Annotated in this window: 22 protein-coding genes and 1 pseudogene; 9 read left to right on the top strand and 14 right to left on the bottom strand. The window is 46.9% G+C overall.

What is annotated here, in order from left to right:
• Positions 1-86: pseudogene (gene rpsF, locus ACVA6Q_RS22620) on the bottom strand (30S ribosomal protein S6); the annotation flags it as partial.
• A 209-nt stretch (positions 87-295) separates the two neighbouring features.
• Between rpsF and ACVA6Q_RS22615 the strand changes: the two are divergent.
• The 3 genes from ACVA6Q_RS22615 to ACVA6Q_RS22605 all read left to right on the top strand — a co-directional run bounded on the left by ACVA6Q_RS22615 (position 296) and on the right by ACVA6Q_RS22605 (position 2,842).
• Complete coding sequence (locus ACVA6Q_RS22615; RefSeq protein WP_429761826.1) at positions 296-1,015, top strand: DUF3581 domain-containing protein; 720 nt, start codon at positions 296-298, stop codon at positions 1,013-1,015.
• Between the two features lie 114 nt (positions 1,016-1,129).
• Complete coding sequence (locus ACVA6Q_RS22610; protein ID WP_446649002.1) at positions 1,130-1,417, top strand: helix-turn-helix domain-containing protein; 288 nt, start codon at positions 1,130-1,132, stop codon at positions 1,415-1,417.
• 123 nt (positions 1,418-1,540) lie between these two features.
• A complete protein-coding gene (locus ACVA6Q_RS22605) occupies positions 1,541-2,842 on the top strand; it encodes a DNA cytosine methyltransferase (RefSeq protein WP_446649001.1) in 1,302 nt (433 codons plus the stop codon).
• A 55-nt stretch (positions 2,843-2,897) separates the two neighbouring features.
• On the opposite strand, the gene ACVA6Q_RS22600 is transcribed toward ACVA6Q_RS22605, so the two are convergent.
• The 3 genes from ACVA6Q_RS22600 to ACVA6Q_RS22590 all read right to left on the bottom strand — a co-directional run bounded on the left by ACVA6Q_RS22600 (position 2,898) and on the right by ACVA6Q_RS22590 (position 5,758).
• Positions 2,898-3,716, bottom strand: coding sequence for a hypothetical protein (locus ACVA6Q_RS22600; protein ID WP_446649000.1), 819 nt, complete (start codon positions 3,714-3,716; stop codon positions 2,898-2,900).
• 230 nt (positions 3,717-3,946) lie between these two features.
• On the bottom strand, positions 3,947-4,513 hold the full coding sequence (locus ACVA6Q_RS22595; RefSeq protein WP_446648999.1) for an outer membrane beta-barrel protein: 567 nt from the start codon (positions 4,511-4,513) through the stop codon (positions 3,947-3,949).
• Positions 4,514-4,711: 198 nt separating this feature from the next.
• Positions 4,712-5,758, bottom strand: coding sequence for an AraC family transcriptional regulator (locus ACVA6Q_RS22590; RefSeq protein ID WP_446648998.1), 1,047 nt, complete (start codon positions 5,756-5,758; stop codon positions 4,712-4,714).
• 178 nt (positions 5,759-5,936) lie between these two features.
• Here ACVA6Q_RS22590 and ACVA6Q_RS22585 point away from each other — a divergent pair, with 178 nt between their 5' ends.
• The 3 genes from ACVA6Q_RS22585 (at position 5,937) to ACVA6Q_RS22575 (ending at position 10,730) form a co-directional block, all read left to right on the top strand.
• Positions 5,937-7,412, top strand: a complete 1,476-nt coding sequence (locus ACVA6Q_RS22585) for a coniferyl aldehyde dehydrogenase (protein WP_446648997.1) — start codon at positions 5,937-5,939, stop codon at positions 7,410-7,412.
• Between the two features lie 104 nt (positions 7,413-7,516).
• A complete protein-coding gene (locus ACVA6Q_RS22580; protein WP_446648996.1) occupies positions 7,517-9,094 on the top strand; it encodes a long-chain-fatty-acid--CoA ligase in 1,578 nt (525 codons plus the stop codon).
• A complete protein-coding gene (locus ACVA6Q_RS22575) occupies positions 9,081-10,730 on the top strand; it encodes a GMC family oxidoreductase (protein ID WP_446648995.1) in 1,650 nt (549 codons plus the stop codon). Before ACVA6Q_RS22580 ends, ACVA6Q_RS22575 begins: the two co-directional genes overlap by 14 nt.
• A 96-nt stretch (positions 10,731-10,826) precedes the next feature.
• On the opposite strand, the gene ACVA6Q_RS22570 is transcribed toward ACVA6Q_RS22575, so the two are convergent.
• The 5 genes from ACVA6Q_RS22570 to ACVA6Q_RS22550 form a co-directional block, all read right to left on the bottom strand.
• Positions 10,827-11,066: an RNA recognition motif domain-containing protein gene (locus ACVA6Q_RS22570; protein ID WP_446648994.1), complete on the bottom strand. Its 240-nt coding sequence runs from the start codon at positions 11,064-11,066 to the stop codon at positions 10,827-10,829.
• A 133-nt stretch (positions 11,067-11,199) separates the two neighbouring features.
• Positions 11,200-12,621 carry an N-acylglucosamine 2-epimerase gene (locus ACVA6Q_RS22565; RefSeq protein ID WP_446649003.1) on the bottom strand — a complete coding sequence of 474 codons (1,422 nt, stop codon included), beginning with the start codon at positions 12,619-12,621 and terminating at the stop codon, positions 11,200-11,202.
• Positions 12,622-12,823: 202 nt separating this feature from the next.
• The gene (locus ACVA6Q_RS22560) at positions 12,824-13,114 is read right to left on the bottom strand and encodes a SemiSWEET transporter (RefSeq protein ID WP_353496506.1); all 291 of its coding nucleotides are present in this window, start codon (positions 13,112-13,114) and stop codon (positions 12,824-12,826) included.
• Positions 13,115-13,504: 390 nt separating this feature from the next.
• Positions 13,505-14,842 carry a 6-phospho-alpha-glucosidase gene (locus ACVA6Q_RS22555; protein ID WP_446648993.1) on the bottom strand — a complete coding sequence of 446 codons (1,338 nt, stop codon included), beginning with the start codon at positions 14,840-14,842 and terminating at the stop codon, positions 13,505-13,507.
• Positions 14,843-14,966: 124 nt separating this feature from the next.
• Positions 14,967-16,583, bottom strand: coding sequence for an alpha-glucoside-specific PTS transporter subunit IIBC (locus ACVA6Q_RS22550; RefSeq protein ID WP_446648992.1), 1,617 nt, complete (start codon positions 16,581-16,583; stop codon positions 14,967-14,969).
• A 278-nt stretch (positions 16,584-16,861) separates the two neighbouring features.
• Between ACVA6Q_RS22550 and ACVA6Q_RS22545 the strand changes: the two genes are divergently transcribed.
• Complete coding sequence (locus ACVA6Q_RS22545; protein WP_353496503.1) at positions 16,862-17,560, top strand: GntR family transcriptional regulator; 699 nt, start codon at positions 16,862-16,864, stop codon at positions 17,558-17,560.
• A gap of 263 nt (positions 17,561-17,823) precedes the next feature.
• Positions 17,824-19,320: an ArnT family glycosyltransferase gene (locus ACVA6Q_RS22540; protein WP_446648991.1), complete on the top strand. Its 1,497-nt coding sequence runs from the start codon at positions 17,824-17,826 to the stop codon at positions 19,318-19,320.
• Between the two features lie 215 nt (positions 19,321-19,535).
• Here ACVA6Q_RS22540 and metR read toward each other — a convergent pair whose 3' ends face one another.
• On the bottom strand, positions 19,536-20,447 hold the full coding sequence (metR, locus tag ACVA6Q_RS22535) for an HTH-type transcriptional regulator MetR (RefSeq protein WP_446648990.1): 912 nt from the start codon (positions 20,445-20,447) through the stop codon (positions 19,536-19,538).
• Between the two features lie 199 nt (positions 20,448-20,646).
• On the opposite strand from metR, the gene metE reads away from it, so the two are divergent.
• A complete protein-coding gene (metE, locus tag ACVA6Q_RS22530; protein WP_446648989.1) occupies positions 20,647-22,926 on the top strand; it encodes a 5-methyltetrahydropteroyltriglutamate--homocysteine S-methyltransferase in 2,280 nt (759 codons plus the stop codon).
• An 83-nt stretch (positions 22,927-23,009) separates the two neighbouring features.
• Here metE and ACVA6Q_RS22525 read toward each other — a convergent pair whose 3' ends face one another.
• The 4 genes from ACVA6Q_RS22525 to ACVA6Q_RS22510 form a co-directional block, all read right to left on the bottom strand.
• Positions 23,010-23,417 (bottom strand): GspS/AspS pilotin family protein, encoded by a 408-nt coding sequence (locus ACVA6Q_RS22525; protein WP_446648988.1) that lies wholly within the window; start codon positions 23,415-23,417, stop codon positions 23,010-23,012.
• A gap of 17 nt (positions 23,418-23,434) precedes the next feature.
• On the bottom strand, positions 23,435-23,731 hold the full coding sequence (locus tag ACVA6Q_RS22520) for a YciI family protein (protein WP_112461010.1): 297 nt from the start codon (positions 23,729-23,731) through the stop codon (positions 23,435-23,437).
• Between the two features lie 83 nt (positions 23,732-23,814).
• Positions 23,815-24,216: an acyl-CoA thioester hydrolase YciA gene (gene yciA, locus ACVA6Q_RS22515; protein WP_112461011.1), complete on the bottom strand. Its 402-nt coding sequence runs from the start codon at positions 24,214-24,216 to the stop codon at positions 23,815-23,817.
• A gap of 86 nt (positions 24,217-24,302) precedes the next feature.
• Positions 24,303-24,887, bottom strand: a complete 585-nt coding sequence (locus ACVA6Q_RS22510) for a septation protein A (RefSeq protein ID WP_353496498.1) — start codon at positions 24,885-24,887, stop codon at positions 24,303-24,305.
• Positions 24,888-25,111: the final 224 nt, after the last annotated feature.

Below are 25,111 nucleotides of genomic sequence, written 5' to 3'. Positions count from 1 at the left end.
ATTGAACCAGTGTAACGCTCGATCATGCCAGCAACTTGCTCGCTTTGATCAGGGTGCACCATGAATACGATTTCGTAGTGACGCATTGGTTGCTCCTTACGGATTATTAGCTTCCACAGTTGGTCGGTCGTCCAGAGGAAGCAAGGAACGAATAATAAGACCGAAAATGAGCGGCGATATTACAAGAAGTTGCTGCGTTAAACAACTAAGTATTTAGGTATTTATCTGGATAGACCATTGCCTTAGGTGGCATACGTTATACTTCCGCCAGTTTTTAAATTAATAGTGTCGTTGTATGTTTCTAACACCTTATATTTCAAGAGAAAATTCGAAGTTCCAGTTCACTCGTCAACAAGCTAGCCATTTTGCTAAAAAAGTCGCTGGGGATTTCAATCCTATCCACGACGAAGACAGCAAGCGCTTTTGTGTGCCGGGCGATCTGCTTTTTGCAGCCTTGCTAGATAAAGAAGGCATTAGCCAAAAGATGCGTTTTGAATTCTCTGGAATGGTCAACGACGGTGTTGAACTCGAAGTACAGCGTAACAGCGACAGTGAATCTGTGGTTGTCGATGATAATGGCAAAGAGTATCTGCGTTTCTCTCACTCAGGTGAGCAAAGCCGTTCTGCTGAGTTTATTGAACACGTGGTATCGAACTACGTTCAATTCTCTGGCATGAACTTCCCGCACATTATGGTGCCACTGATGCAGGAAAAGCAGATGATGATCAACTCCCAGCGCCCGCTGGTGATTTACGAGAGCATGGAAGTGGAGTTTTCTCGTTTAGATCTGACGCACCCAGAGGTTGAGTTTAGCGGTGCAACGTTTGATATTGAAGGTAAGCGCGGTACGGTGACACTGAATTTCAACTTTAAAGAAGACGGCATTGTCATTGGTAAAGGCGTCAAGCGAATGGTGGCTAGCGGTCTTAAACCTTATTCGGATGAGGCGATCGATGATCTCGTAGAGCGATTCAACGCTCGCAAAGATGCTTTCCTAATGCAGTTGGCGGCTTAACTGGCTCTAAGTATCAAATTTTGCTAGTCTATTTCGGATGACATCAACCTGCCCGGATGATGAATCATTAGAGGGGGAGCGCAATGCTCTTCCTCTTTCCAAGGAAAAGGACGCATGACCCCTAGTAAAACTAAAACTTCATTTTATCGCCGCTTGTATCTCGCTTATCTTATTGATTCTGGCTGCAACACCATCCCAAAGATCCAATCTAGCATCGAAATTCCACGCCGCACGGCTCAAGACACGATTAATGCCTTACATGAGCTTGATATCGAGTGTGAGTTCACTGGGGCGCTGAAAAATGGTCACTATCAAATTGTCTCTTGGGGGCCTTTTGACTCTGGCTGGGTTAAAGAAAACGCCGAGCGTATGGCGCAAACCCTAGGCTATTTGAAAAAGTAGGGCGACTGGCAAACGTAAACGTAACCACTTAGCGCGGAAGTTTGATGACAGTCAGAGCTTTTGGCAGGTAGTCTGCACTTTTAAAAACAGGTAGAATAGTCAACCCGAACAAATGAGGGCTGTATGTTTGTACAGTTCTTATCTACTATTGGAAGCGTCATTGTTATGATGTCCAAAGAGAAGAAAATGAATTTTAGTGTTGAAGTATTAGCGGATATCCTTTCCCAATCTAAATCGACCATGGAAGCACGTATTCGTCGTGGCGAATTAAAGCGCTGCGAAGAGTCTGGCACCATTGGGCTTGACCAAGTTGAACATCACCCAGAGATCCAGTCGATGGTTCAAACCCTTTGGGATGATGAACGCGCTGTGAAACCATTGCGACCTTACAAACTGGTCGAGCTGTTCGCTGGTGGTGGCGGCCTTGCTATTGGTATGGAACAAGCCGGTCTTGAGAGCATTCTTCTTAACGAAATGGACAAGCACGCCTGTGCGACGTTACGCCATAACCGACCAGATTGGAATGTGATTGAAGGCGACATTGCTAAAGTGGATTTCACCCAGATTGAAGAAGAGGTGGATATTCTGACTGGTGGCTTCCCATGTCAGGCATTTTCTTATGCAGGTAAGAGCCTAGGTTTTGAAGATACGCGCGGTACTTTGTTTTTCGAAATGGCGCGTGCCATCAAAGAAACTCAGCCAAAAGTATTTTTGGCAGAAAACGTAAGAGCACTGCTTACTCACGACGATGGTCGCACCCTAGAAACCATTAAAAGCGTCATTGATGAACTCGGTTATGAGTTGGTAGAGCCGCGTGTACTCAAAGCGATTTTCTATAAAGTTCCACAAAAACGTGAACGCTTGATTTTGGTCGCTATCCGAAAAGATCTGGCGCAAAAAGTGAAGTTTCATTGGCCTTCACCTTATCGCAAAGTGATGACGCTTCGTGATGCATTTTACGCGGGTGAACTTTACGACACGGATGTACCTGAGTCAGAAGGCCAGCTTTACCCAGAGCGCAAACGCGAAATCATGGAGCATGTACCGCAAGGTGGCTACTGGCGCGATCTGTCAGATGATCTGCAGCGTGAATACATGGGAGGAAGCTACTTCCTAGGTGGTGGTAAGACGGGCATGGCAAGACGTCTCTCTTTGGATGAGCCGAGTTTGACTCTCACCACGTCTCCAGCACAAAAACAAACGGAACGCTGCCATCCTATTGAAACGCGCCCGCTTCAAGTAAGAGAGTACGCACGTATTCAGACTTTCCCGGACAATTGGGAGTTTAAAGGCTCGAAGAACGCTGCGTACAAGCAAATCGGTAATGCGGTACCGGTGAATATGTCTAAAGCGTTAGGGCATTCACTGGTAAGGCTACTTAACGATATCGAATCTCTTGAGCAGCCAACCACTGGCAACGCGTAATAACGAGTAGTACCCAAATGCAAACAAGGAAGCCGTTTGGCTTCCTTGTTTGCATTTAGCGATAATGTTGTATGTCCAAACAAAGACGCTTGGGGCTTTTATGATTCCAGTAAAGTCTCTGGAACATTGGGTTTCTTAGGTCAAAGACGTAACTGCCAGAAGAGTCGCCTTTGGTGTAAAGAGTGTCTTTGTCATAACCTTTTGAGGTGATGTTCTTCAGTTTGTTTGTCGTAGGGTTGACTAGTCTCGGCTCAAAGTTTTCAAGATAGTCATACCACGCTTTGTGTTCTGGCTCATCGCGTGAGTATTCAGGTGGTTTTCGAAATTCTTCCTTGTACCAATGAATGGGCACTTGATAGTCACGTTCGAACTGACGCAATTGGGAGAAGTTCACCTTCCATATCCCCGCTAATTGTCCAACTTCAAAGACTTCGTCGTTGTAGCACTTTTGCCCGTTTTGCACAGAATAGCGTTGCATTGTTTTGGCTGCCCACTTCACCCAAACATAGATGGTGACGTCTGTACCTTGCTCAAGCAGTTTGTTGTAATGTAGAGAGTCTTTTAAATCCATGGTGAGTGCGTATTGAGGGTCGATACCGTAGTTCTGCGCCATAAACAGTGGTGACGCCTTGGTTTTCAGTTCAGCGACGAGCTTCTCGTTTACGATCAAGTCGGGATGATAAGGGTTGGCTTCCTTCTCTGGATGGATGGCGATACGCTCTTCAGACTGAATAAATCCGTTGTCTTGCAACTTTTTAAAGGTTTTTACGAACAAGCTCTCTTGATTCTCCCCTTGCGCACAGGCAAAAGACTTGTTGTTCAGCTCAGCGAAGCTGATTTCGTTATTTTCAAAATCCTTTAGCTCATACGGCATAGTTAACTCACTTTCCCTAGTCTAAGTGCGGCAAGATAGAGGTTTCTATTTGGTTGATATCAGGTTAATCCGATTCAATGCACAGTCGCAAACCCTAAGGTGTGTGACTTGTTTGATATGTATCGAGAAATATGAGGCTTTTGGTGATGATGTTATCAGAAGGGTGTCGATAGGCCCGAAACGGGCACTATCCGATTCAACAGTTGGAAATTATTTTGAGTCTAAACAGGCTAGAAGGTAAACCCGGCCATAAAGCTTAGCGTCGTTGCATCAAAACCTGAGTCCAGTGTTTTGCCGTCAACATTGATGGTATCGATACCGGCTAAGTGTGCGTGTACATTGAGTGAAAAACGCTCGCTAACATGGTAGCCAAGACCGACGAAAGGTTGGTATTTACGCTCGTTGATATCGTAAATGATATCTGAATTCCCGTCCGTGCCATAAACATCTTCACTGATGTTGACGTTCATTTGAGCAATGCCGAGTTTGAGCGCCAAGCCGTCTAACATTCCGTCATTAAATCGGTAACCAGTGTATAGACCGTAATGCTGTGCCGATTTTTTGCTGGTAAACGTTGGGTTGGTAATGCCTGGGTAAGTGCCTGTCTGACTGTTGCTTTCGTCGGAAGAGCCAAAATTAAACTGGCCGCCGATAATAAAGTTATCGTAGACGATGGTTTCTATGCCGCCAGCAAAACCTTTATGGCTGTCGACGCCAAGTAGAAACTGTACCGGGCTTGCGTAACTGGTAGCGGATGCGAGGAGCGTCAGTGTAAGAGTGATACGAGAAAGGGACACTGTAATTCCTTTTGAGTCTATTGAACTGTTTATAGGCTAGAACGGCAAATACTTCGTTGCAATACAAAAAAGTGAGTTTTGTACGGTATCGCATATAACCAAGCAAAAAAGCCCAGTTTATAAGCGATATCAGTTGAAAATGAGTAGGTTACATGGCGGCATTTGGTGATTGTCTGCCGGTTGCATGTAGGTAGTCTCTTAGCCGTTGGTGTAACTATTGAGGTCTTGGTTATTCCTAAACCCTTTTGGTGAGTGGCCACTCCATTTTTTAAATGCGTGGCGAAAGTTAGCGCTATCAGAAAAGCCGACTCTATCGGATATCTCTTCAATGGTAATCTGCGTATTCAGAAGATAGTGCCTTGCCAGCCGATACCGGACATCATCGAGCAGTTGTTGGTAACTGGTGCCCTCACTCTTTAGGTGGCGACGCAGCGTTCGCGATGACATGCCAAGTTCTGACGAGAGCGATTCAATGGATGGATAGTTGCCAAGTTGTTCGACAAACAGCTGAGTGATTTTCTCATTCAGGCTGGTGGAGCCTTGAACTGTTGCGAGCAGCTCATCACATGACTTTAGGCACATCTGCAGCGTCATGGTGTTGGCCGCTGGGAGTGGGTCATAGAGCGTGGTGGCATCAAACTGCCATTCAAGGTAGTCCGCATTAAATTCAATGGGGCAGTGAAAAATCTGTCGGTATAAGTCGCTGTGTTCCGGCTCTGGGTAAGGAAAGCGAATCAGCTTGGATGAGAATTGTTGTTGCATGACTTCTTCACAGAGGTTTTGAATAGCGGTAAACCAGTATTCGCAGAAGAAGGGCAGTAAGTCTCTTAGGTCAACGAGTTGCTCGGCTCGAAAATACCCTAGGTTGTTCTCAACCCACATCTGTTTTTTTAAAACAGGTCCAGCTAGGCGCAAGTATTTAAAGCCCATCATCAGGGCATCCAACATAGTGTTGCTGCTAAAGACGGCGTAACCTAATACGCCGAAGTCGCTAAATCTTGCTTGTTGACCCACTTTTAAGCCGAGCCCGGGTTCATGAACATGGGAGAGGGCGTTGCTGAAAATGGCCATTTTCTGCGCCATCGTCACCTTAGTATCGGGTTGATAGAGTTGGTCCGCGGTCAGTGGGGTGCCTTCAAATAGAGATTCGGTTGGCATCTTCCCCTCTAGGTATCGGGTCATAAGCTGAAGATCTAAAATTCCACACGCTTGTAAATCGGGCTCGTAGACTGCGGTGTACTGCATTGATGATTCTCCCGTTCCTAACCGACATAGTTTCAATAAGTTAGCGTCAACATAGCTCAAATGCAGACACGCCATGTCTGACGAATGTCCGAATATCACCGTTTTTTGTCTCTATGCAACCTGTGATTAATGTTATCAGAATGTTGTAATTAAGCAAAATGACGTACGGGATAGATAAATGAGTGAAATGATTGATTGGCCTAAAGGTGATTTGGTTGAATGCAATAATCAAGGGGTGAGTGAATTAACAACTTGGTTTTCGGAGCTTGAGCAGGCGTATCAACAAGAGACAAACCCGAGTCTTGCAATAAGAAAGCAGCGTTTACAAGCGTTGAAAACGCAACTGACTCGCTACCAAGATGTGCTAGCAGAGGCGATGAGTGATGATTTTGGTGGTCGCAGTCATACAGAATCCATCATGGCGGATGTCATGGCGCCGGTTCTCGATATCAAACATGTGCTCAGCCACCTAAAGGGTTGGATGAAATCGCAACGTCGCCCGACAGAATGGTTATTTAAGGGTAATAAGTTGGAGGTCCGTTATCAGCCGAAGGGGGTGGTGGGTATTATCTGTCCTTGGAACTTCCCACTTTATTTATCCCTTGGCCCTATGATCACCGCGTTGGCGGCTGGCAATCGATGTATGATCAAGATGCCACCAAACTGTCCAGCGACCACCAAGGTGCTTAAGGGTATGTTGGCAGAGATCTACCCAACGGATCTGGTTCGAATTGTGGACGGCACTCATCCTGAGGCAATGGAGATCTCACATCTTCCTTTTGATCATTTGGTTTTCACTGGCTCGCCAGCGAGTGGCAAAATCATTATGGCCAATGCTGCTGCGAACCTAACGCCTGTCACGCTTGAGCTCGGCGGCAAGTCACCGGTTATTGTGTTTGATGATTACGATATTCAAACAGCGGCGAGTCGCATTGCTCACGGCAAAGGCTTTAACTCCGGGCAGATCTGCATCGCGCCTGACTATGCATTTGTTCCTGAATCTAAAGTGACGGAGTTTGTTGAGGGGTTAAAGCAAAGTCATATCGCGATGTACAGTGACATCAAGGGAAATGCTGACTACACCTCGCTGGTGGATGATTCTCAGCATCTAAGATTCAATGAACTGCTCGAAGACGCCAAGCAAAAAGGCGCAACCATTACTCAATGCTTGCCGGACGGAGAAGGGCGTAAAACACCGCTTTATGTGGCGACCAACCTAGCCCCGAACATGCGTATCTGTCAGGAAGAGATATTTGGACCACTCCTGCCTGTTCATGGCTACCGAGACATCGATGATGTGATTGAGTACATCACAGAGCGCCCAAGACCCCTTGCTTGTTACCTGTTTAGCTATGACGAAGCCGCGCGTGAGCATGTGTTAGAGCAGACGCACAGTGGTGGCGTCACTATCAATGATTGGGGCTGGCATGTGCTCAACCACTCGGTTCCGTTTGGCGGTGTGGGTAATTCTGGTATTGGTAACTATCACGGCGAAGAAGGCTTTCGAGAGTTGAGTCATGCCCGCTCTGTATTGCAGATGCGCGGTTGGTTCCCGATTCAGTTGTTCTCTCCCCCTTATGGTACCTGGGTTCAGAAGCTGGTTGTGCGCGTGTTTGTCGGCAAACCAGATCCGAGTCTCAGTAAACGCCGTTAGCGACAACTCAGTTTCATCCAACAACAAATTCAAACCTTCGTCTTACAAGAATCTTCGGAACGCCAGCGAGGGCTGGCGTCGTACACCCTAAAAGGAGACCTAAGATGCACAACCTCGCCGTTAATCTAGAGCGAAGTGCTGCGCTTTTCCCTACCAAAGCCGCACTTAAAATGGGCAACGATGACGTGAGTTATCAGCAATTGGACGACTACGCGAATATCGTGGCTCGCAACTTAGTAAAACTTGGCTTAGTACCGGGTGATAAAGTGGCGCTGTCGTGCCCTAATATGACCTATTTTCCTATTGTGTATTACGGCATCTTGAAGGCTGGATGCGTGGTGGTTCCCCTCAATACCCTATTCAAAAGTCGAGAGATTGCTTATCACCTGAATGACTCAGATGCAAAAGCGTATTTCTGTTTTGAAGCAGAGCAAACCAGTGCTGATGAGCAGTACGGACGCATAGGCTTTGCTCAGGCGCCGCATTGTGAGCACTTTATCTCTATGCTTGCATCAACCGATACTGAGCAAGCACTCGAGATCTGGCTAGAGGCATCGCCACAGCCGTTTGAGTCCATCACGAGGCAAGGCGATGACACCGCTGTCATTCTTTATACCTCTGGCACCACAGGGCAACCTAAAGGGGCGGAGCTCTCCCACACGAATATGCTAACCAATGCCATGGCGTCTCAGTATTTGATGCGCCTTGAGTACAGCGACACCACGATGCTGACCCTACCTTTGTTCCACAGTTTTGGTCAAACCGTGATGATGAACGCCAGTGTTTTAACAGGCTCTAGCATGGTGCTGATACCGCGCTTTGAGCCCAAGCTAGTGATAGAGCAGATCATCTCGCATAAGGTGAGTGTATTTGCAGGCGTACCGACCATGTATATTGCCCTGCTTACCGCTGGCGAGCAGTCTTCAGAGCAATCTGAGCAGGTAAAACACAGTTTGAGACTGGGTGTGTCGGGTGGCGCCTCTATGCCAGTCGAGGTGATTCGCCAGTTTGAATCAAGGTTTGAACTGCCCGTGTTAGAAGGCTATGGACTGTCGGAAACTGCGCCCGTCGCCACCTTTAATCACATAGATGGCGATAGGCTGCCGGGCAGTGTTGGACAACCTTTGTGTGGTCATATGATCAAGATTACCGATGTTCAGGGCAATACGTTGGGCTGCGGTGAGTTGGGAGAGGTATGCATTAAAAGCCCAAGTGTGATGAAGGGCTACTATGGACGTGCCGAAGCGACCGCTGAGTCGATTCGAGACGGTTGGTTTTTAACGGGTGATATTGGACGTTTGGATGAGCACGGCAATCTATTCATTGTCGACCGCGTTAAAGACATGATCATTCGTGGTGGTTACAACGTCTATCCGCGAGAAATCGAAGAGGTATTGATGTGTCATCCTGACGTCGAGATGGTTGCGGTCGTCGGGGAGCATGATAAAAGGCTAGGGGAAGAGATACATGCGCACGTGGTGCTCCATGAGACCTCAAGCTGCGAGGGTGAAACTCTGGTCGCATGGTGCAAAAGCCAGTTGGCGGACTACAAGTATCCGCGTCGCGTCTTCATTCGCCCATCACTTCCTATGACAGCGACTGGCAAGATCCTCAAGCGAGAGTTGCATCCTCTCGATATCGTCAAAACCGTTGCAGAGGAGATCGGCAATGGATCGCTATGATTTTATTATTGTTGGCGGCGGCTCCGCTGGGTGTGTGCTTGCTTCACGTTTATCCGAAGACCCATCTGTTTCAGTGTGCTTGTTAGAGGCGGGCGGCAAAGACTCAAGCCCGTTTATTCACACGCCTGTTGGCTGTGTGGTCATGATGCCGACCAAGATAAACAACTGGGGTTTTGAAACCGTACCTCAACCAGGATTGAATGGACGCAAGGGTTATCAACCGCGTGGTAAAACACTCGGTGGTTCGAGCTCGATCAATGCCATGATGTATGCGCGCGGGCACCATTATGATTACGATCTGTGGGCAGCACTAGGCAACAGCGGTTGGGACTATGAGCAATGTCTGCCTTACTTTAAAAAGGCTGAGAATAACGAAGTCTTTCATAATGATTATCATGGTCAGGGTGGACCGCTTAATGTGGCCAATCTGCGTTCACCCAGTGAGATGGTTGAGCGTTATCTTGATGCTTGCGGATCTATTGGGGTACCAAGAAACGCTGATGTGAATGGAGCCGAGCAACTTGGCGCGATGCAAACGCAAGTAACGCAGAGAAATGGTGAGCGATGCAGCGCCGCAAAGGCTTACCTGACACCGAACCTGCACCGACCGAATCTAACCGTGCTTACCAAAGCGACCACCCACAAAGTTTTGTTTGAGGGCAAGCGTGCAGTGGGCGTTGAGTATGGATTGAAAGATAAGCGCTTTCAGATTTTCTGCGATAGAGAAGTGATACTAAGTGCTGGTGCATTTGGTTCGCCGCAGATCCTCATGCTTTCCGGAGTGGGTGCGAAAGCAGAGCTCGATAAGCACGGTATTGAGCAAGTGCACGAGCTTCCCGGAGTCGGGGAGAACCTGCAAGACCACATCGACTTAGTGCACAGTTATAAATGCTCAGCGAAGCGAGAAACGTTTGGGGTGTCGTTACAGATGGCGGCTGAAATGTCCAAGGCATTGCCAAAATGGTTGAGACAGCGTGAAGGCAAGCTGAGCAGTAACTTTGCCGAAGGCATCGGTTTTTTATGCTCCGATGATAGCGTGTCGGTACCGGATTTGGAGTTTGTATTTGTTGTAGCTGTAGTGGACGATCACGCGAGAAAAATCCATGCCAGCCATGGCTTTAGCTCGCATGTTACCTTACTAAGACCAAAAAGCATCGGGACAGTAAAGCTCAATAGCGCCGACCCATATGACGCTCCGCAGATTGATCCCGCGTTCTTTGCTGATCCTGACGATATGACAGTCATGATTAAAGGGTGGAAGAAGCAATATCAAATGCTCAATAGCGCTGCGTTTGATGAGGTTCGAGGAGATTGTTTCTATCCTGTCGATCCAAATGACGATGAGGCGATAGAGCAAGATATTCGTAATCGCGCTGATACCCAGTATCACCCAATTGGTACCTGTAAAATGGGTACTGAGCAAGACCCATTAGCTGTGGTGGACAATGACCTTTCGGTTTATGGGCTGGAAAACCTAAGAGTGGTCGATGCGTCAGTAATGCCAACCTTGGTTGGAGGAAATACTAATGCGCCAACGATTATGATTGCAGAGAAGATAGCGGATGTGATCAAGAAAGCGTATGCGGATGCCCGTGAAACAGGGGCTGTTCACGCATCGCTGCTTGAGCAGCCTTAATTAGGCATGGCTACAAACTAAAACACCAACCGAAATGGCTGGTGTTTTCTATCTTGATGGCTAGGTGACTTGACCTAAAAGACTTGCACTAAAAAATTAGTGACCGGCGAATTTAACGCGGATCTTGCTGCCACCAAACATAGTTAGGTTTAGCTCTTTAATCGCTACCTTCGCTTCTTCAATTTCAGGCATAGTTACAAACGCGAAGCCCTTCGACTTTCCTGTCTCTGTGTCTAGTACGAGTGTGCACTCGGTAACTCGGCCGTACTCACGGAACTGAAGGCGTACATCGTGCTCTGTGGTTTCGCGAGATAGGTTGCGTACTAAGATTTGCATAATTGACCATCTGTAATCAAGGGTGAATAACGGGCGGATTGTCGCAGGTTATGCCTTTGAAACCAAGTGATTCCTGCCCGTTTCTTCGATTTTCTTACCTTCTTTGCATGACTTCAGCCCTTTTGCATAAAAGCTAAGGTGTGATGTCACTAAAGCTTACCGCCTGAACCTTGCCATTCTTGAGCGATGTGGTCTTGTTCACTTTGCCTTGATAGTAGTATGGCGTGAAGCTTGGGAGTCTTTCATCGTTCACTGCGTAATACAGGGTCACTGGGTTATGATTGAGTGACCCTGATGCCAGTGTGCCAATCAGAGCGTGTTCAAATTGGTGATAACCATTTCCCCAGTGGAAGGCTTTGGTTGATTTTGGATTTAGACCCACACCGCCATATTTATGGTCAACCCATACGTTCATAAAGCCAGTGGTGGTATCACCGAGTGGTGCTCTAGCTTTTCCAACATCCATAGAGAGCGTCATAGCGGCTTGGTCAAGCTCCGCCCATTCCCAAGAAGAGGCGCCACCACTGTTTGGTCTACTTTGCCATGTCGGGATGGTGGTGCCTTTTAGCGCTTCTTGCTGCTCTTTGGGGAAGAAATCGGCGACATATTCAAATGGCATGTTGTACTGGGCTCTTTCTAGTGTTGCTTCCATGCCTTGCTTAGCGAAGGTCTCCCAGTCTGGCTTATCTAGGAGCTGGGCGGTGAGATAGGTCATCCAATACGCTTTAATGGTATGACCGAAGTCATTATGTTTCGCGTTAGGCTGCATCACGGCTTTGTGGTGTATGGCTCCGTAGAATCGCTGCTCATCATCGGCGTGATAATCATTGACTAAGATTTGTGTTAGCCACTCGAGATCCGCTAGCCATTTGGTTTTATGAGGCTCGGGAAGTAGAGGGGCGACTAGGAGCATGTAGCCATTGATTTGATCAAGCTGTGCGACCAGTTCGTGTTGTTTGGCGCTTTGGTCATCGCCATCTTCCAATACCCAGGCTAGGCCGACGTCGTCACTGAGTTTGTATTTGTCGAAGATGAACGCTTGCTGTTCGACGAGTGCTTTCTCTACCTTAGGGTCGCGCGTTAGGTAGTAATACATGGCAAGGCCAACAAGGGCGTAAGCTTGGTCTTGTGAGGTGCGTTGTGTCCACTTTAGACCCGGCTTATCATCTTCGGTGAACGAGATAAATCCACCGTTCTCGGCGTCTTGAAGTTGGTCAATGAGGTAGTAAGCCCCGTCTTTGGCAAGTTCGAGCGCTTTAACATCGCCGGTAAGATGAAAAAGAACGCCATAAGCGTAAGTCTGGCGTGACTTCATACGTGTGTATTCGCGCCCAAAGTGAGGGATGATCCAGCCGTGTTGCAGCTCTGGGCAGACGTTGGATATGTCTAATAACTCTCCATTATCGCAGCGAAATGTTGGGAAATTGCCGACGGGGACACCTTGCGCTGCTTCATGCATCCAGTAAGGAGCGAGACCTTGCTTGGCGTGTGTTAGCCACGCTTGTGTGCTCGGAAAGGTATCTTCTGGTGTCACTGACGATGCTTGTGACGCCATCGCACCACACGAGGCAGCGATAGACAGAGCTAAAATAGAGGTGCGAAGAGAATAAGACAACATGACGTATCCTTGTTTTTTATAAGTGTTTGAATTGCTGAAACTATAGCGCCATAACACCTATACAAACTGTTGTGCAGTTCAAGAGTTTTACAATGAAAAAAGCCAAGCAGGGGGAGCTTGGCTTGGAGGTCACGCTTTATCAAGCGCTGGTTTTGGAGAAGGTTGGTCGTTTGCCGGTGACATCTTTGATTTTCATAATCAGAATGATGGAGGCGAGCAATAAGGTGATGGCGTTGGCAATGATGATTGGTGGGTCAGTCACTAATACACCATACGCAAGCCAAAGCGCGACACCGGTGACGAAGATTGAATACATTGCTAGTGAGATGGATTGGGTATCTCGGGTCTTGAATATGTGCAGCACTTGAGGAATGAAAGAACAAGTGGTGCAGAACGCTGCGATATAGCCGAGTGTGGTGATACTCAACATATTATTGCTCCAGAATGGATGAATTGTTAAAGCAATAAAACCCTTAGCCACCGTCATTCCTGTGTAGACAGGAAACTACTTAAGGCTTGGTGTGCGCTTAAAGAAGACCCCTGCTGCGCAGGGGTGACGACTAAATTGGGTCTTTACAACCCTCAACACCGTCATTCCTGTGAAGACAGGAATCTACTCAAGGCTTGGTACGCACTTAAAGTAGACCCCTGCCTGCGCAGGGGTGACGACTAAATTGGGTCTTTACAACCCTCAACACCGTCATTCCTGTGAAGACAGGAATCTACTTAAGGCTTGGTGTGCGCTTAAAGAAGACCCCTGCCTGCGCAGGGGTGACGATTAGTTTGAGTTGGTTTTTTGGTGAAGTCGGCTAAACACTAATTACTTCATCTCAACCCAGTATTCTTTGTTGGCTTCAATCAGGTCATCCAAAATCGCTTTCGCAACCGTTGCGCTTGGAATCGTCGCTGACAGCGTTAGCGCTTGCCATAGTTTTTGGTAAGAGCCCTCAACGTGCGCTTCCACTACCAGCTTCTCAACCGAAACTTGTTGGCTCATCATGCCTTTTTGGAACTCAGGAATCGCGCCAACTTGCAGCGGCTTCGCACCTGTGTTGTCGACGATACATGGGATTTCTACCATGGCTGTTGGGTCAAAGTTCGCGATGGCACCGTTGTTTGGAACGATGAGCAGCATGCGCTCTTTGGTGTTGAATGCAATCGCTGTTGCTAGGTCAACAATGTAAGATGCGTGTTCTTCGACTTCGATAGTTGTGTCTACCGCTGTGCCAGCGGCAATGATGCGGTGACATTCTGTGAACACTTCTTTTTCACGGCCTTCCATCACTTCGTTTGCACGAGTGAACTCTTTGTTAGAGTGCTCTACTACGTAGTCTGGGTACATGTAGTACTTGAGGTACGTGTTTGGAATCGTTTCTGGGTCAAGTGCGTACACGTCACGAACTTTGATGAAGGTTTGCTTCCAAGATTCGTCTGTGTGCTGTGCACCGTTAATTGCGCTTGGTGGCAAGTAGCCGTTCTCTTTGATGTACTCTTTGATGCGTGGCATCAAGTCTTCACCCGTTTTCGCATCTTTGAACTCTTTCCACCAACCGAAGTGGTTTAGGCCGTAGTACATGATGTCGAACTGTTTGCGGTCTTCGTAGCCAAGGATCTCTGCAATACGAGTTTCGATACCAATTGGCATGTCACAGATGTTAAGCACTTTTGAGTTAGGGCGCATTACGCGGCACGCTTCAGCGACGATAGCTGCTGGGTTTGAGTAGTTCAGCATCCAAGCGTTTGGCGAGTATTTTTCCATGTAGTCAATCATTTCGATAACTGCAGGGATTGAGCGAAGGCCATAAGCCACACCGCCAGCACCACAGGTTTCTTGGCCTACACAGCCGTGGCGTAGAGGAATTTTCTCGTCTTGCTCACGCATTGCGTAAAGACCAGCACGAATATGAGCCATACAGAAGTCGATGTCTGTGAATGCTTCTTCAGGATCGGTGGTGTATGAGAACTCAATGTGCGGTGCACGCTCTTTTAGCAAGATTTTACAGGCTTCAGCGATAGTCTCTTGGCGCTGAGCGAAGTTGTCGTAGAATTTCAGTTTGCGGATTGGAAAACGCTCTTGGTTTTCAAGCAGCATCATAACGATGCCAGGAGTGAATGTTGAGCCGCCGCCTGCGATAACTACTGAGAATTCTTTTTTCATGATATGCCTCACTTGGACTAGGGCGGTACGCTACCGCCCTTTGGTAGTATGTTGTTAGTATCTGTTTTGTTTACGTTATTGGACTAGATGGATTATCTAGGTATTGCTATTCGTTTCTCTTGGACTAAGTGGCCGGAGCCAGTGTCATGTCGACAGTTTTAGAAGCGCTGTAGATTTTTTCGCACTCTTCTCTAAGCTGAGGGACATTCAGTCCGATGATGACTTGGATGGCTTTACCGTTTTTCACGAGGTTCACCGCACCAGTTTCCATAAAGTATTCTGCTGTTTGAACTTTGCTTGGGTCTTTGACCGTGACGCGAAGTCTGGTCGCACAGTTACTTAGATCTTCGATGTTATGAACGCCGCCCAAACCTTCGATAGTTTCTACTGCTTGGATTTGTAGTGGGGTTGCTGTACCTGCACCACCTTTACCAGTAATGCCGTGTTTCTCATTGAAGTCTTTTTTAGTGTGCAACTTCATTTCTGCTTCGCCGCGACCTGCAATTGGCACATCAAACTTGACGATGAGGTATTTGAACGTCACGTAGTAGATGGCTGTGAAGCACAGACCGATAGCAATTTGAGTCACGACCATGCCAGTGTGGTTGCCCAGTAGTGGGATCCAGTTACCTGTTGCAAATTCAATCAAGCCACCACCCATGTTGCCGACCACACCAAAGGTGTACATCACCATCGCCATAGTGCCTGCAAGAATCGCGTGGATTGCGAATAGCCAAGGCGCGATGAATAGGAAGGTAAACTCAAGTGGTTCAGTGATACCTACCAATACTGCGGTTAACGTTGCTGGGATAAGAAGTGCCGCAACTTTTTGACGGTTTTCAGGTTTTGCGGTGTGGTACATTGCTAGCGCAATACCAGTACAACCGAAGATCTTAGAGTTACCGTGCAGTGCAAAGCCGCCAGCAGGGAAGAGATCTTTCATTGATTGGGTTGATTGCGTGAACGCCTCTAAGTTAGTAAACCAGTCAACCGTGATGCCATTTGGCGTCGCTACGTTACCGAATACAAATGGTGCGTAGACGAAGTGGTGCAGACCTGTAGGGATCAAGATGCGTTCTAGGAAGGTGTATAGCCACACACCGAATGAACCTGAGCTAACTAAGAAGCCTTGTAGGTTAAGAATGCCGTGCTGGATTGAAGGCCAGATGTAAAGCGTTAACCAAGCCGCTGGCAACATTGCAAAGAATGAAATCATTGCAACAAATGATGCACCTTGGAAGATACCTAGATAAGCAGGTAGCTGTTTTTCAAAAGTACGGTTGTGGATCCAGGTAACAAAACCAGAGATGATGATGGCACCAAAGATACCAGTGTCCAGCGTTTTAATACCTGCAATTTCAGTCAGACCCGATGTACCACCAATCGCTTGAGAGAAATCGACATCGAAGAACTCACCCCAGAATCCACCCATCGCACCAACAAAGTAGTTGAAGGTTAGGTAGGAAACCATGACCACCATAACGGCACGAGCATGAGCGGTTTTAGCAAGGCCAATCGGCAGGCCTACGGCAAAAAGTAGCGCCATGTTACGGAAGATAGTCCAGCCACCTTCTTCAATGACTTGTAAAACTTGATAGTACAAACCGTCTTTATCAGCGAGGTCGCCAACAAAGATGGGGTTTTTGAGAACAATGGTCAGTCCCACTAAGATCCCGACAAAAGGAAACAGCAAAACTGGGGTAAACATTGCTCCACCTAAGCGTTGTATAGCACTTAACATGGAAGGGTCCTTTTTGTTATTGGTATAGATTTTTGTTTTTGTAATTCTTGTGTCTCTCGACAGGTCTTAAGTTACTCCTGAAAATAAAACATAACAAATCAATAATAAATAAATTGTGATTGAGTACAAATAAAGCATGTATTATGTGATTTGGAGCATAAAAAGAGACCTATAAAGGATGTTTTGTGGCGATAGCGCTGAGTTGTGACGAGGTTAGTACGATTGGTTATTGATTTGTACTTTTGGTGGTGATAGCGTGGTACCTAAGAGGTGAAAACATGTTATACAAAAAGGTAATGCAGGATTTAAAGTCCCGCATTGACTCAGAAGAGTTCGCCATTGGCGATACCCTTCCTACCGAGCGAGATCTTATCGACGCCTATTCAGTGAGTCGTATTACGGTGCGCAAGGCGATAGAAGAACTAGTGAAGCTGGGCTTGGTTGAGAAGCGCCAAGGCGCAGGCTCTACGGTTATCGGTAAGACCATGACTGGCTCGATGTCGAATTTGCGTAGCACTAGCGAATACATGAGTGATGCAGGGACTAAGCTCGAGTACAAAGTGGTCGAGTTTACTCTGATGGATCCTGATGAAGAGGTGGCTGCTGCGCTAAAAATTGGCTCCGATGAGAAAGTGTATTTTATCCGCCGCTTTAAGCTGATAAATGGCGTCCCTTCCATTTACGAAGACTCATTCATGCCAGTCGCTATGTTCCCGCAAATGAACATCATGTCTTTGCAAGGCTCGAAGTACCAATATCTTGAAAAAGAGTTGGGCTTGCATATAGACGGTGCACTCCAGGATTTTGAAGCGGTTATGCCAGACGAGCACTTATGCGAAGTGTTTGAGCTATCTCCAGAGGTGCCTATTATTCGCCTTCTTTCGACAGGTAAGCTCAGCGATGGCAGCATCTTTGAATACACTAAGCTGTACTTCAAACCGAACACGTATTCGTACAAGCATTATCTAAAGCGTTAACCAGACCAATGCCGAGGAATTATTCTTGGCATTGATTTCTAGACTCCTTTCTTGACTCTCTCATACCTAACTCTATACAAAGCATTACAGGCCTTGACGGCATAAATATATAGACTAATTGTTGAAGTGCGGGCTCCAATTCTCCTTATTTATGAATTCATGGGGAATTTACAGAGAATTGACTTAGTTTACTTTTCTCATATGCTCAACCTGAGTAAAGTTTGCCGCCAAACCCCTGAAATTAACCGAATCCAAGGGCGTCTATGCTGTCTACAATTTTCCATTTCGACCAATCAACAAACACTCCAACTGATATTGCTCGCTCACATCGCGCTGCGTTGATCTGGTGTTTTGTGTACGCTGTGGCTTGGTCATTGGTTTCTTATCACCTTGATCCAACAGTGCCTTATGATGCTGTTGAGGCGTTAAACTGGGCCAGCAATGGAGAGTGGGGCAGCCCAAATAACCCATGGTTTGTGGGTTTTGTCGCGCGTATTTTGCTGATTTCGTCTTCTACGGAGTTTGCATCGGCATTTTGGTATGTAGGCCACTTTAGTGTGGTTGCCATTGGTATGCTGGGTTGTTACCGTTTGGCATACAAGCTAACCGATTCCATTGCGCTAGCCTGGTTGGGAATGTTGACTCTGAATCTCTCAGGCGTTATCAATTTTGATGCTATTCCATACAATGACAACTATTTGTTATTTGGCTCTTGGTCTTGGCTGTTGCTGATGTTTGTAAAGGCGGTTTACGAAGACTCTAAATGGTGGATTCCGTTTGGCATCTTGGCAGGCTGCTCGGCGATGGCGAAATATACGACGTTTGCGCCAGTCGCGATGATTTTTATTCTAAGCTTGGCAGTGCCAAGTGTGCGTCGCAATTGGAGTGATCGTAATTTCTATATTGGTATTGCGGCTTTCTTAGCTCTAGTCACGCCAAACTTCTTTTGGATGTTCGCAAATAACTTCTCGTCAGTGAAGTGGGTGAGTGGTCAGGTATCCGCTCAGTTGAGTCCTGGTAGTTGGCTGGCACTGTTATCTGTCTTCTATCCATTGATCCTGCTCGCTGGTTTGCTTGGCAAACGTAACCTTCGTTTTACCAAAAATGTGCCTGAGAAGGTTTGGCTGACGACATTTGTGTTGTTGGCACCGCTGGTGGTGATTATGGCGTGGTTTAGCTTCCATAAAGGTGGTCGACTCGTTGAGTGGTTGCATCCATTCTTTATGCCAGCACCGGCGGTATTGGTCGCGTTTTTAGCCAAAGATGTGATTGGTCAGCTGTCACGGGCATACAAAGTTCTGGTGACAATGGCGCTGCTGATGATCGTTGGTTACAGCTCAGTTATGGTTTGTAACGTACGCAATGCAGGCCAGAATTTTGAAGGCGTTAAAGTGTTAGCGCATGATGCAGAAACATTCTGGTACGAGAACACGGATAAGCCCCTCAAGCTGGTGGGCGGCGCAGAAATCTCAGAATGGATGACATTCTACATCGCACCGCACCCAGAAATGTCAAACCGCTGGAGCAACGAGACGCTACCGAATGTTTACAACCGCCATATCACAGCGGAAAAGATTGAATCACAAGGTGTGTTGTTGCTGAGTCATGTAGGTGAAGGTTGTGAAGGTCAGACGTTTAGACGTTTTACTGAAGAGTGGCCGCAGTTTGAAGTGACAGTGACTAAGCAGATTGCCTATCAAGATTCTCCTCAAGAGCCGGTACAGCAGATTTGTTTGGGGATGATAGCGCCGAAAGAGTGATTTAGTTTTGGCGATGCGACGATAGGAGCGAGCCTATAGTTCTCCCCCTTAATAAGGGGGAGTTAGAGGGGGTGCTCTTGATTTTTTCTCATTAATTTAATGTGTTACAGAGATAAAAACAAAGAGCAAAAAGCACCCCTCCCAGCCTCCCCTTGTTAAGGGGAGGAGCAAACTGGCTCACTGCGTGTCGCCTGATCTAGAACCAACGCCCATCATCAAGCCACTTTGATCCCATCCAAATGCTGCTTGCACTGCGCTCTTGCGGTACCAAAAAACGCTTGCAGATAATGTTTATCCTTTTCCCCATTACGAACGGCAGCAAACAGTCTGCGCCATAGTCCTTTACCTAATGGTTTGCTGGTGATTAGACCTTGACGGGAGAACTCACTGACCGCCCAGTTTGGTAGAGCGGCTACACCAAGACCAGCAGAGACCATTTGTACTAGCATTAGAGTATTGTCTGCTTGTTTCCACTTATTTGGCTCTACGCCTGCTGGCGTGAGGAAGTGTTTAACGACATCTAGGCGCTGCTTTTGCACCGGATAAGTCAAAAGGGTTTGGTCCGCTAGATCGCTTGGCTCGATATGATCTTTTCCTGCCAAAGGATGAGAGATTGAGGTAACAAGGCGCATTTCGAAGTCGAATAGGGGTTCGTAGTGGATTTCTGAGCGTGGTTGGATGTCTGACGTGATCACCAAATCCAGCTCTCCGCCTACTAGAGCGGGGATGGGTTCAAAGCCAAAGCCTGAGGAGAAATCCAACTCAACATGTGGCCAAGCAAGTTGATACTCTTTCAGGGCTGGCATTAACCATTGGAAGCAAGAATGGCAGTCGATAGCCATATGGAGGCGACCGTTAACGTCTTCTTTAAGTCCGGCTAAGTCACCTTCGGCTTGGGCGATGCGTGGTAGAACGTCGTTAGCGAGATTAAGCAGGATCTCGCCTTCAGAGGTGAATTTCACTGGTCGAGTTTTGCGAATGAATAGTGGCGAGCCAATACGAGCCTCGAGATCTTTCAGTTGATGAGAGAGTGCTGATTGCGTTAGGTGCAGCGAGGTTGCGGTAGCGGTTAGTGAGCCGGTATCGCGCAGTGATGCCAGTGTTTTTAAGTGTTTAAGCTCTATCATGAAAATCCCTCATCCTTAATCCCTTTCCATTAACTTACCGTGCTTTAGGGTATAAGTAAACGTCTAGACGTCTAAATGATGTTTTCTTATTGCATGAGAAAGATTCATATTCTTTGTGAATGAATTGCGATTGTTCATATTGCTTTGCTGGGTGATGCTTTAGCCATCCAGACTGCTAATTAATAAAAAGGACAACATCATGACAGCAACTCATATTCTTGGTTACCCGCGTATCGGTGAAAAGCGTGAACTGAAATTTGCTTTAGAACAGTATTGGCGTGGCGAGCTTGACCAGCAAGGCTTGAAGCTGGTCGCTGCTAAAATCCGTAAACAAAACTGGGAACGCCAAAAACAAGACGGCCTCGACTATGTAACCGTCGGTGACTTTGCATGGTACGACCATGTACTTGGTACCAGTCTACTTTTAGGTCACGTGCCAAAGCGACACAATAACGGTTTCCCCGATCTAGACACGCTATTTCGTATTGGCCGAGGTCAGTCTCAAACGGATTGTGGCTGTGCTGGGGAAGCCGCTTCGGATATGACTAAGTGGTTTAACACCAATTACCACTACATTGTTCCAGAGTTTTCCTCAGAAGATCAGTTTAAAGTGAGTTGGACTCAGCTGTTCGATGAAATTAATGAAGCGCAGCAGCAAGGTCATAAAGTGAAGCCGGTACTGCTTGGTCCGTTGAGTTACCTTTACCTGGGTAAAGAAGTAGAACAGGGCTTTGATCGCTTGTCACTACTACCACGAGTACTGACTGCTTATCAGGCTATTTTCGCTAAATTTGAAAAACTCGGCATTGAATGGGTACAAGTGGATGAACCTATCTTAGCGCTGGAGCTTGAAAAGCCGTGGTTGGACAGCTTTAAGCTCGCTTATCAGGTGATCCGCAGTGATGTGAAAGTACTGCTTGCGACCTACTTTGACTCTGTTGTGGACTCACTTGACGCGATTGTTGAGCTTGAGGTTGACGGTTTACATGTTGATGCCGTTGCCGCGCCAAACCAATTGGATGAAGTGGTTAATCGTCTGCCAAGTGATTGGGTGCTGTCAGCGGGTATCATCAATGGTCGTAATGTTTGGCGTGCTAATCTGCACAGCGCTTTGCGGACATTAAAGCCAGTAAAAGCAATCTTGGGTGAGCGCCTTTGGGTGGGGTCTTCATGTTCTTTGCTCCACAGCCCTGTGAATGCTGAGTTAGAAACTAAGTTGCCTCAAGGTACCGAAAACTGGTTCTCGTTTGCCAAGCAAAAAGTATCCGAGGTCTCTTGGCTTGCCAAAGCACTTGATGGTGATAAACAAGCAATAGAGCACTGCGCCCAGTATAGTCAACCTATCTTAGATCGTGCTCGTTCAACGTGGGTGAATAAACCCCAAGTTCAAAGCCGTGTCGCGACGCTAACTTCTACCCATGGCGACCGCAGCGCTCCGTATGCTGAGCGTGCCCATCATCAACAAGAAGTACTTAAGTTACCTAAGCTCCCAACGACGACGATCGGCTCGTTTCCTCAGACTGCCGAAGTGCGTAAAAGCCGCGCCGCTTTCAAGCGTGGTGATATCACCATCGCGGAGTATGAATCACTCATGAAAGGCTTCATCAAAGATACCGTGAAGCGCCAAGAGGCGACGGGTCTGGACGTGCTAGTGCACGGGGAAGCTGAGCGGAATGATATGGTGGAGTACTTTGCCGAGAACTTATCGGGCTTCCAAACCACAGAATTTGGCTGGGTACAAAGCTATGGTTCGCGCTGCGTTAAACCGGCAATTGTCGTCGCTGATATTGAGCGTGATAAATCAATTACTGTGGATTGGTCTACCTATGCGCAATCACTGACTGATAAACCAATGAAGGGCATGCTAACTGGACCTGTGACCATTTTGTGCTGGACCTTCCCGCGTGAAGATGTCTCTCGTGAGACGATTGCCAACCAATTGGCGTTTGCGTTGCAAGATGAAGTCGATGCGCTGCAGCAAGCAAGCATCAATATCATTCAAATTGATGAGCCTGCGATTCGTGAAGGCCTGCCGCTGAAAAAACGCGACCACAAAGAATACTTAGATTGGGCGGTGAAAGCGTTCAAGGTTTCAGCGGCCAGTGCAAGGCCTGAAACCCAGATTCATACTCATATGTGTTACAGCGAGTTCAACGAGATTATCGAGTCGGTGGCGGAACTGGATGCTGATGTGATTACGATTGAGACGTCTCGTTCTAACATGGAGTTGTTAAACGCATTTGAAGAATTTAACTATCCGAATGAGATTGGTCCTGGTGTGTACGATATTCACTCGCCAAACATTCCGAAAGTTGAGTGGATTGAACAGTTAATTGAAAAAGCTGCGAAACGTATCCCGGTTGAGAGACTATGGGTTAACCCAGATTGCGGCCTTAAAACGCGTAACTGGGAAGAGACAGAAGCGTCGCTAACGAACTTGGTACAAGCGGCGAAGAACTTGCGAGAGCGTTTATTGTAATAGGGTGTAGATTGTAGAATGAAAAAGAGGCTTGTTAATGCAAGCCTCTTTGTTTTGATCGTCAATTGATTATGATCGTTTGGCTACTGTGGTAGCGGCTTTTGACAATACTGCTGATTGACAATTTGGTCGATCATTAACTGACCGCGAGCGTTACGGATCATAATGCGATAGCCCAGTCCAAGCTCTAGGTTGGCTTTCACTTCACGATCAGTACAGTAGTAGTTCATGCTGTTACGCAAAACTTGCTCTAACGGCAGTGCACCTTTGGCATCGGTGTTATAAATCATCATGATTTCAACAATGCCTTTGCTTGCCGATGCTTTCATAATTGAGAGCGGACCTTGCTCAATCGGTAATCCGGAGGAAATAACGCTCGCTCGGCTTTGCGCTAACAGCTCGAGTTTACGGCGTTCATCGTCGCCATTGCTTGAACAACCAGCCAGCGCGGTAAGCGCAGCGATTGCTAGCCAACTTAATGTTTTTTTCATTATGCTATTTATCGCTTTTAGAATACTTTCTTGAATGGTTTGACGATTACGTTCTCATAAACGCCGGCTTCAATGTATGGATCGGCATCTGCCCATGCTTGTGCAGCGTCTAGTGAGTCAAACTCTGCAATGACTGTGGATCCTGTAAACCCAGCTTCACCTGGATTATCACTATCAATGGCAGGCATCGGACCTGCGGTCAATAGACGACCTTCGTCTCTAAGTGCTTGAAGTCTTTCTAGGTGCTGTGGGCGTACACTCAGACGCTTTTCTAGCGAGTTCTCGACATCTTGAGAAAAAATAACGTACCACATATTTGTATCCTTCAAATAGTTCAGTAACTTAATTGTTCTATAAGATGTCATTTTTTCACTGAAAAGTCATCGTTGGCCGTTGCTTAATTTGGATTAATTGGACGTGGGCGCCCATTTGCATCAATTGCTACGTAGTTAAAGGTTGCGTCACAGACTTGATAACGTTCACCAACACCTTCGACGCTGACAGGTTTCACCCATACATCCAAGTTAATGGACATAGAAGTATTACCAATTTTGGTGCACTCACCGTAGCAGCAAACAACGTCACCGACCTTAACTGGGTGCTTAAACGTAATACTCGATACAGACACAGTAACAATTCGACCGTGAGAAATCTCTTTGGCAAGAATACCGCCCGCCAAGTCGAGTTGAGACATGATCCAACCACCGAAAATATCGCCATTGGCGTTGGTGTTTTCAGGCATTGCCAGCGTGCGAATGATTAACTGGCCTTTAGGAGTGTTCGATGTTGTATTTGTCATGTTTATTGTCTTCCAGAAACAGCACAGCGACCCGTAGGTCGCTGATTCTTAATCGTTCGCGGAGTATACAAAAGATCCACCGGTGATCAAGGTGTATGATCTTGGTTCTCATTTTTAGAGGCTTTATCTTGCTCTTCGTTCGATGCGTCTTTAGGCATGTGCTTGTAGATGTAAATGCCAGTAAACACAGTAAAGAGCAGGGTTGCAGCCAACAATCCAAACACCTTGAAGTTGACCCAAACATCAAGGGGCAGGGCGTAGGCTACGTAAATATTAAGGCCCGCGCAGAACGAGAAAAACCCCACCCATGCAAAGTTAACTTTAGCCCAAACTCGCTCAGGTAGTGTGATCTCTTTGCCCAGCATGCCTTTAATCAAGCCACGTCCCATTGCGTGAGTCACGGCAAGTGCTATCGCAAACAGCGCGTAAACAATGGTTACTTTCCACTTAATGAAGTTGTCATTATGGAAGAACAAGGTCATACCACCAAAAACAGCGACCATCGCAAAGGTAATCAACTGCATCTTCTCGACAGTTTTGTATAGCCAATATGTTACTGCAACTTGCACTGCGGTGGCGATGATAAGCGCTCCGGTAGCGACGTAGATATCCTGCATTTTGTACAGAACGAAGAAAATAATCAGAGGGATGAAATCGAGCAACTGCTTCATGGCTCAGAAAGACCTTTTTATAAATTGAGTCGCTAGTGTAACCAAAAGCCGCCGAAGAGCAAACGGCTGTCATCTCTTGGAAACAAGAACACAGTTTTCAGTTCTCGTACTGACTAGCACGTCAATTGCACCATAAAGCAGCAGCTATTGATAAATTGGCGCCTGAAAATATTTACAGAATGTTAATGCTGAGTTTTTGCTCTATTCTTGAGTGTTGCGAAATT

Source organism: Vibrio sp. DNB22_10_4, from assembly GCF_052879755.1.
This window is presented reverse-complemented; position numbering and strand designations above follow the sequence as displayed.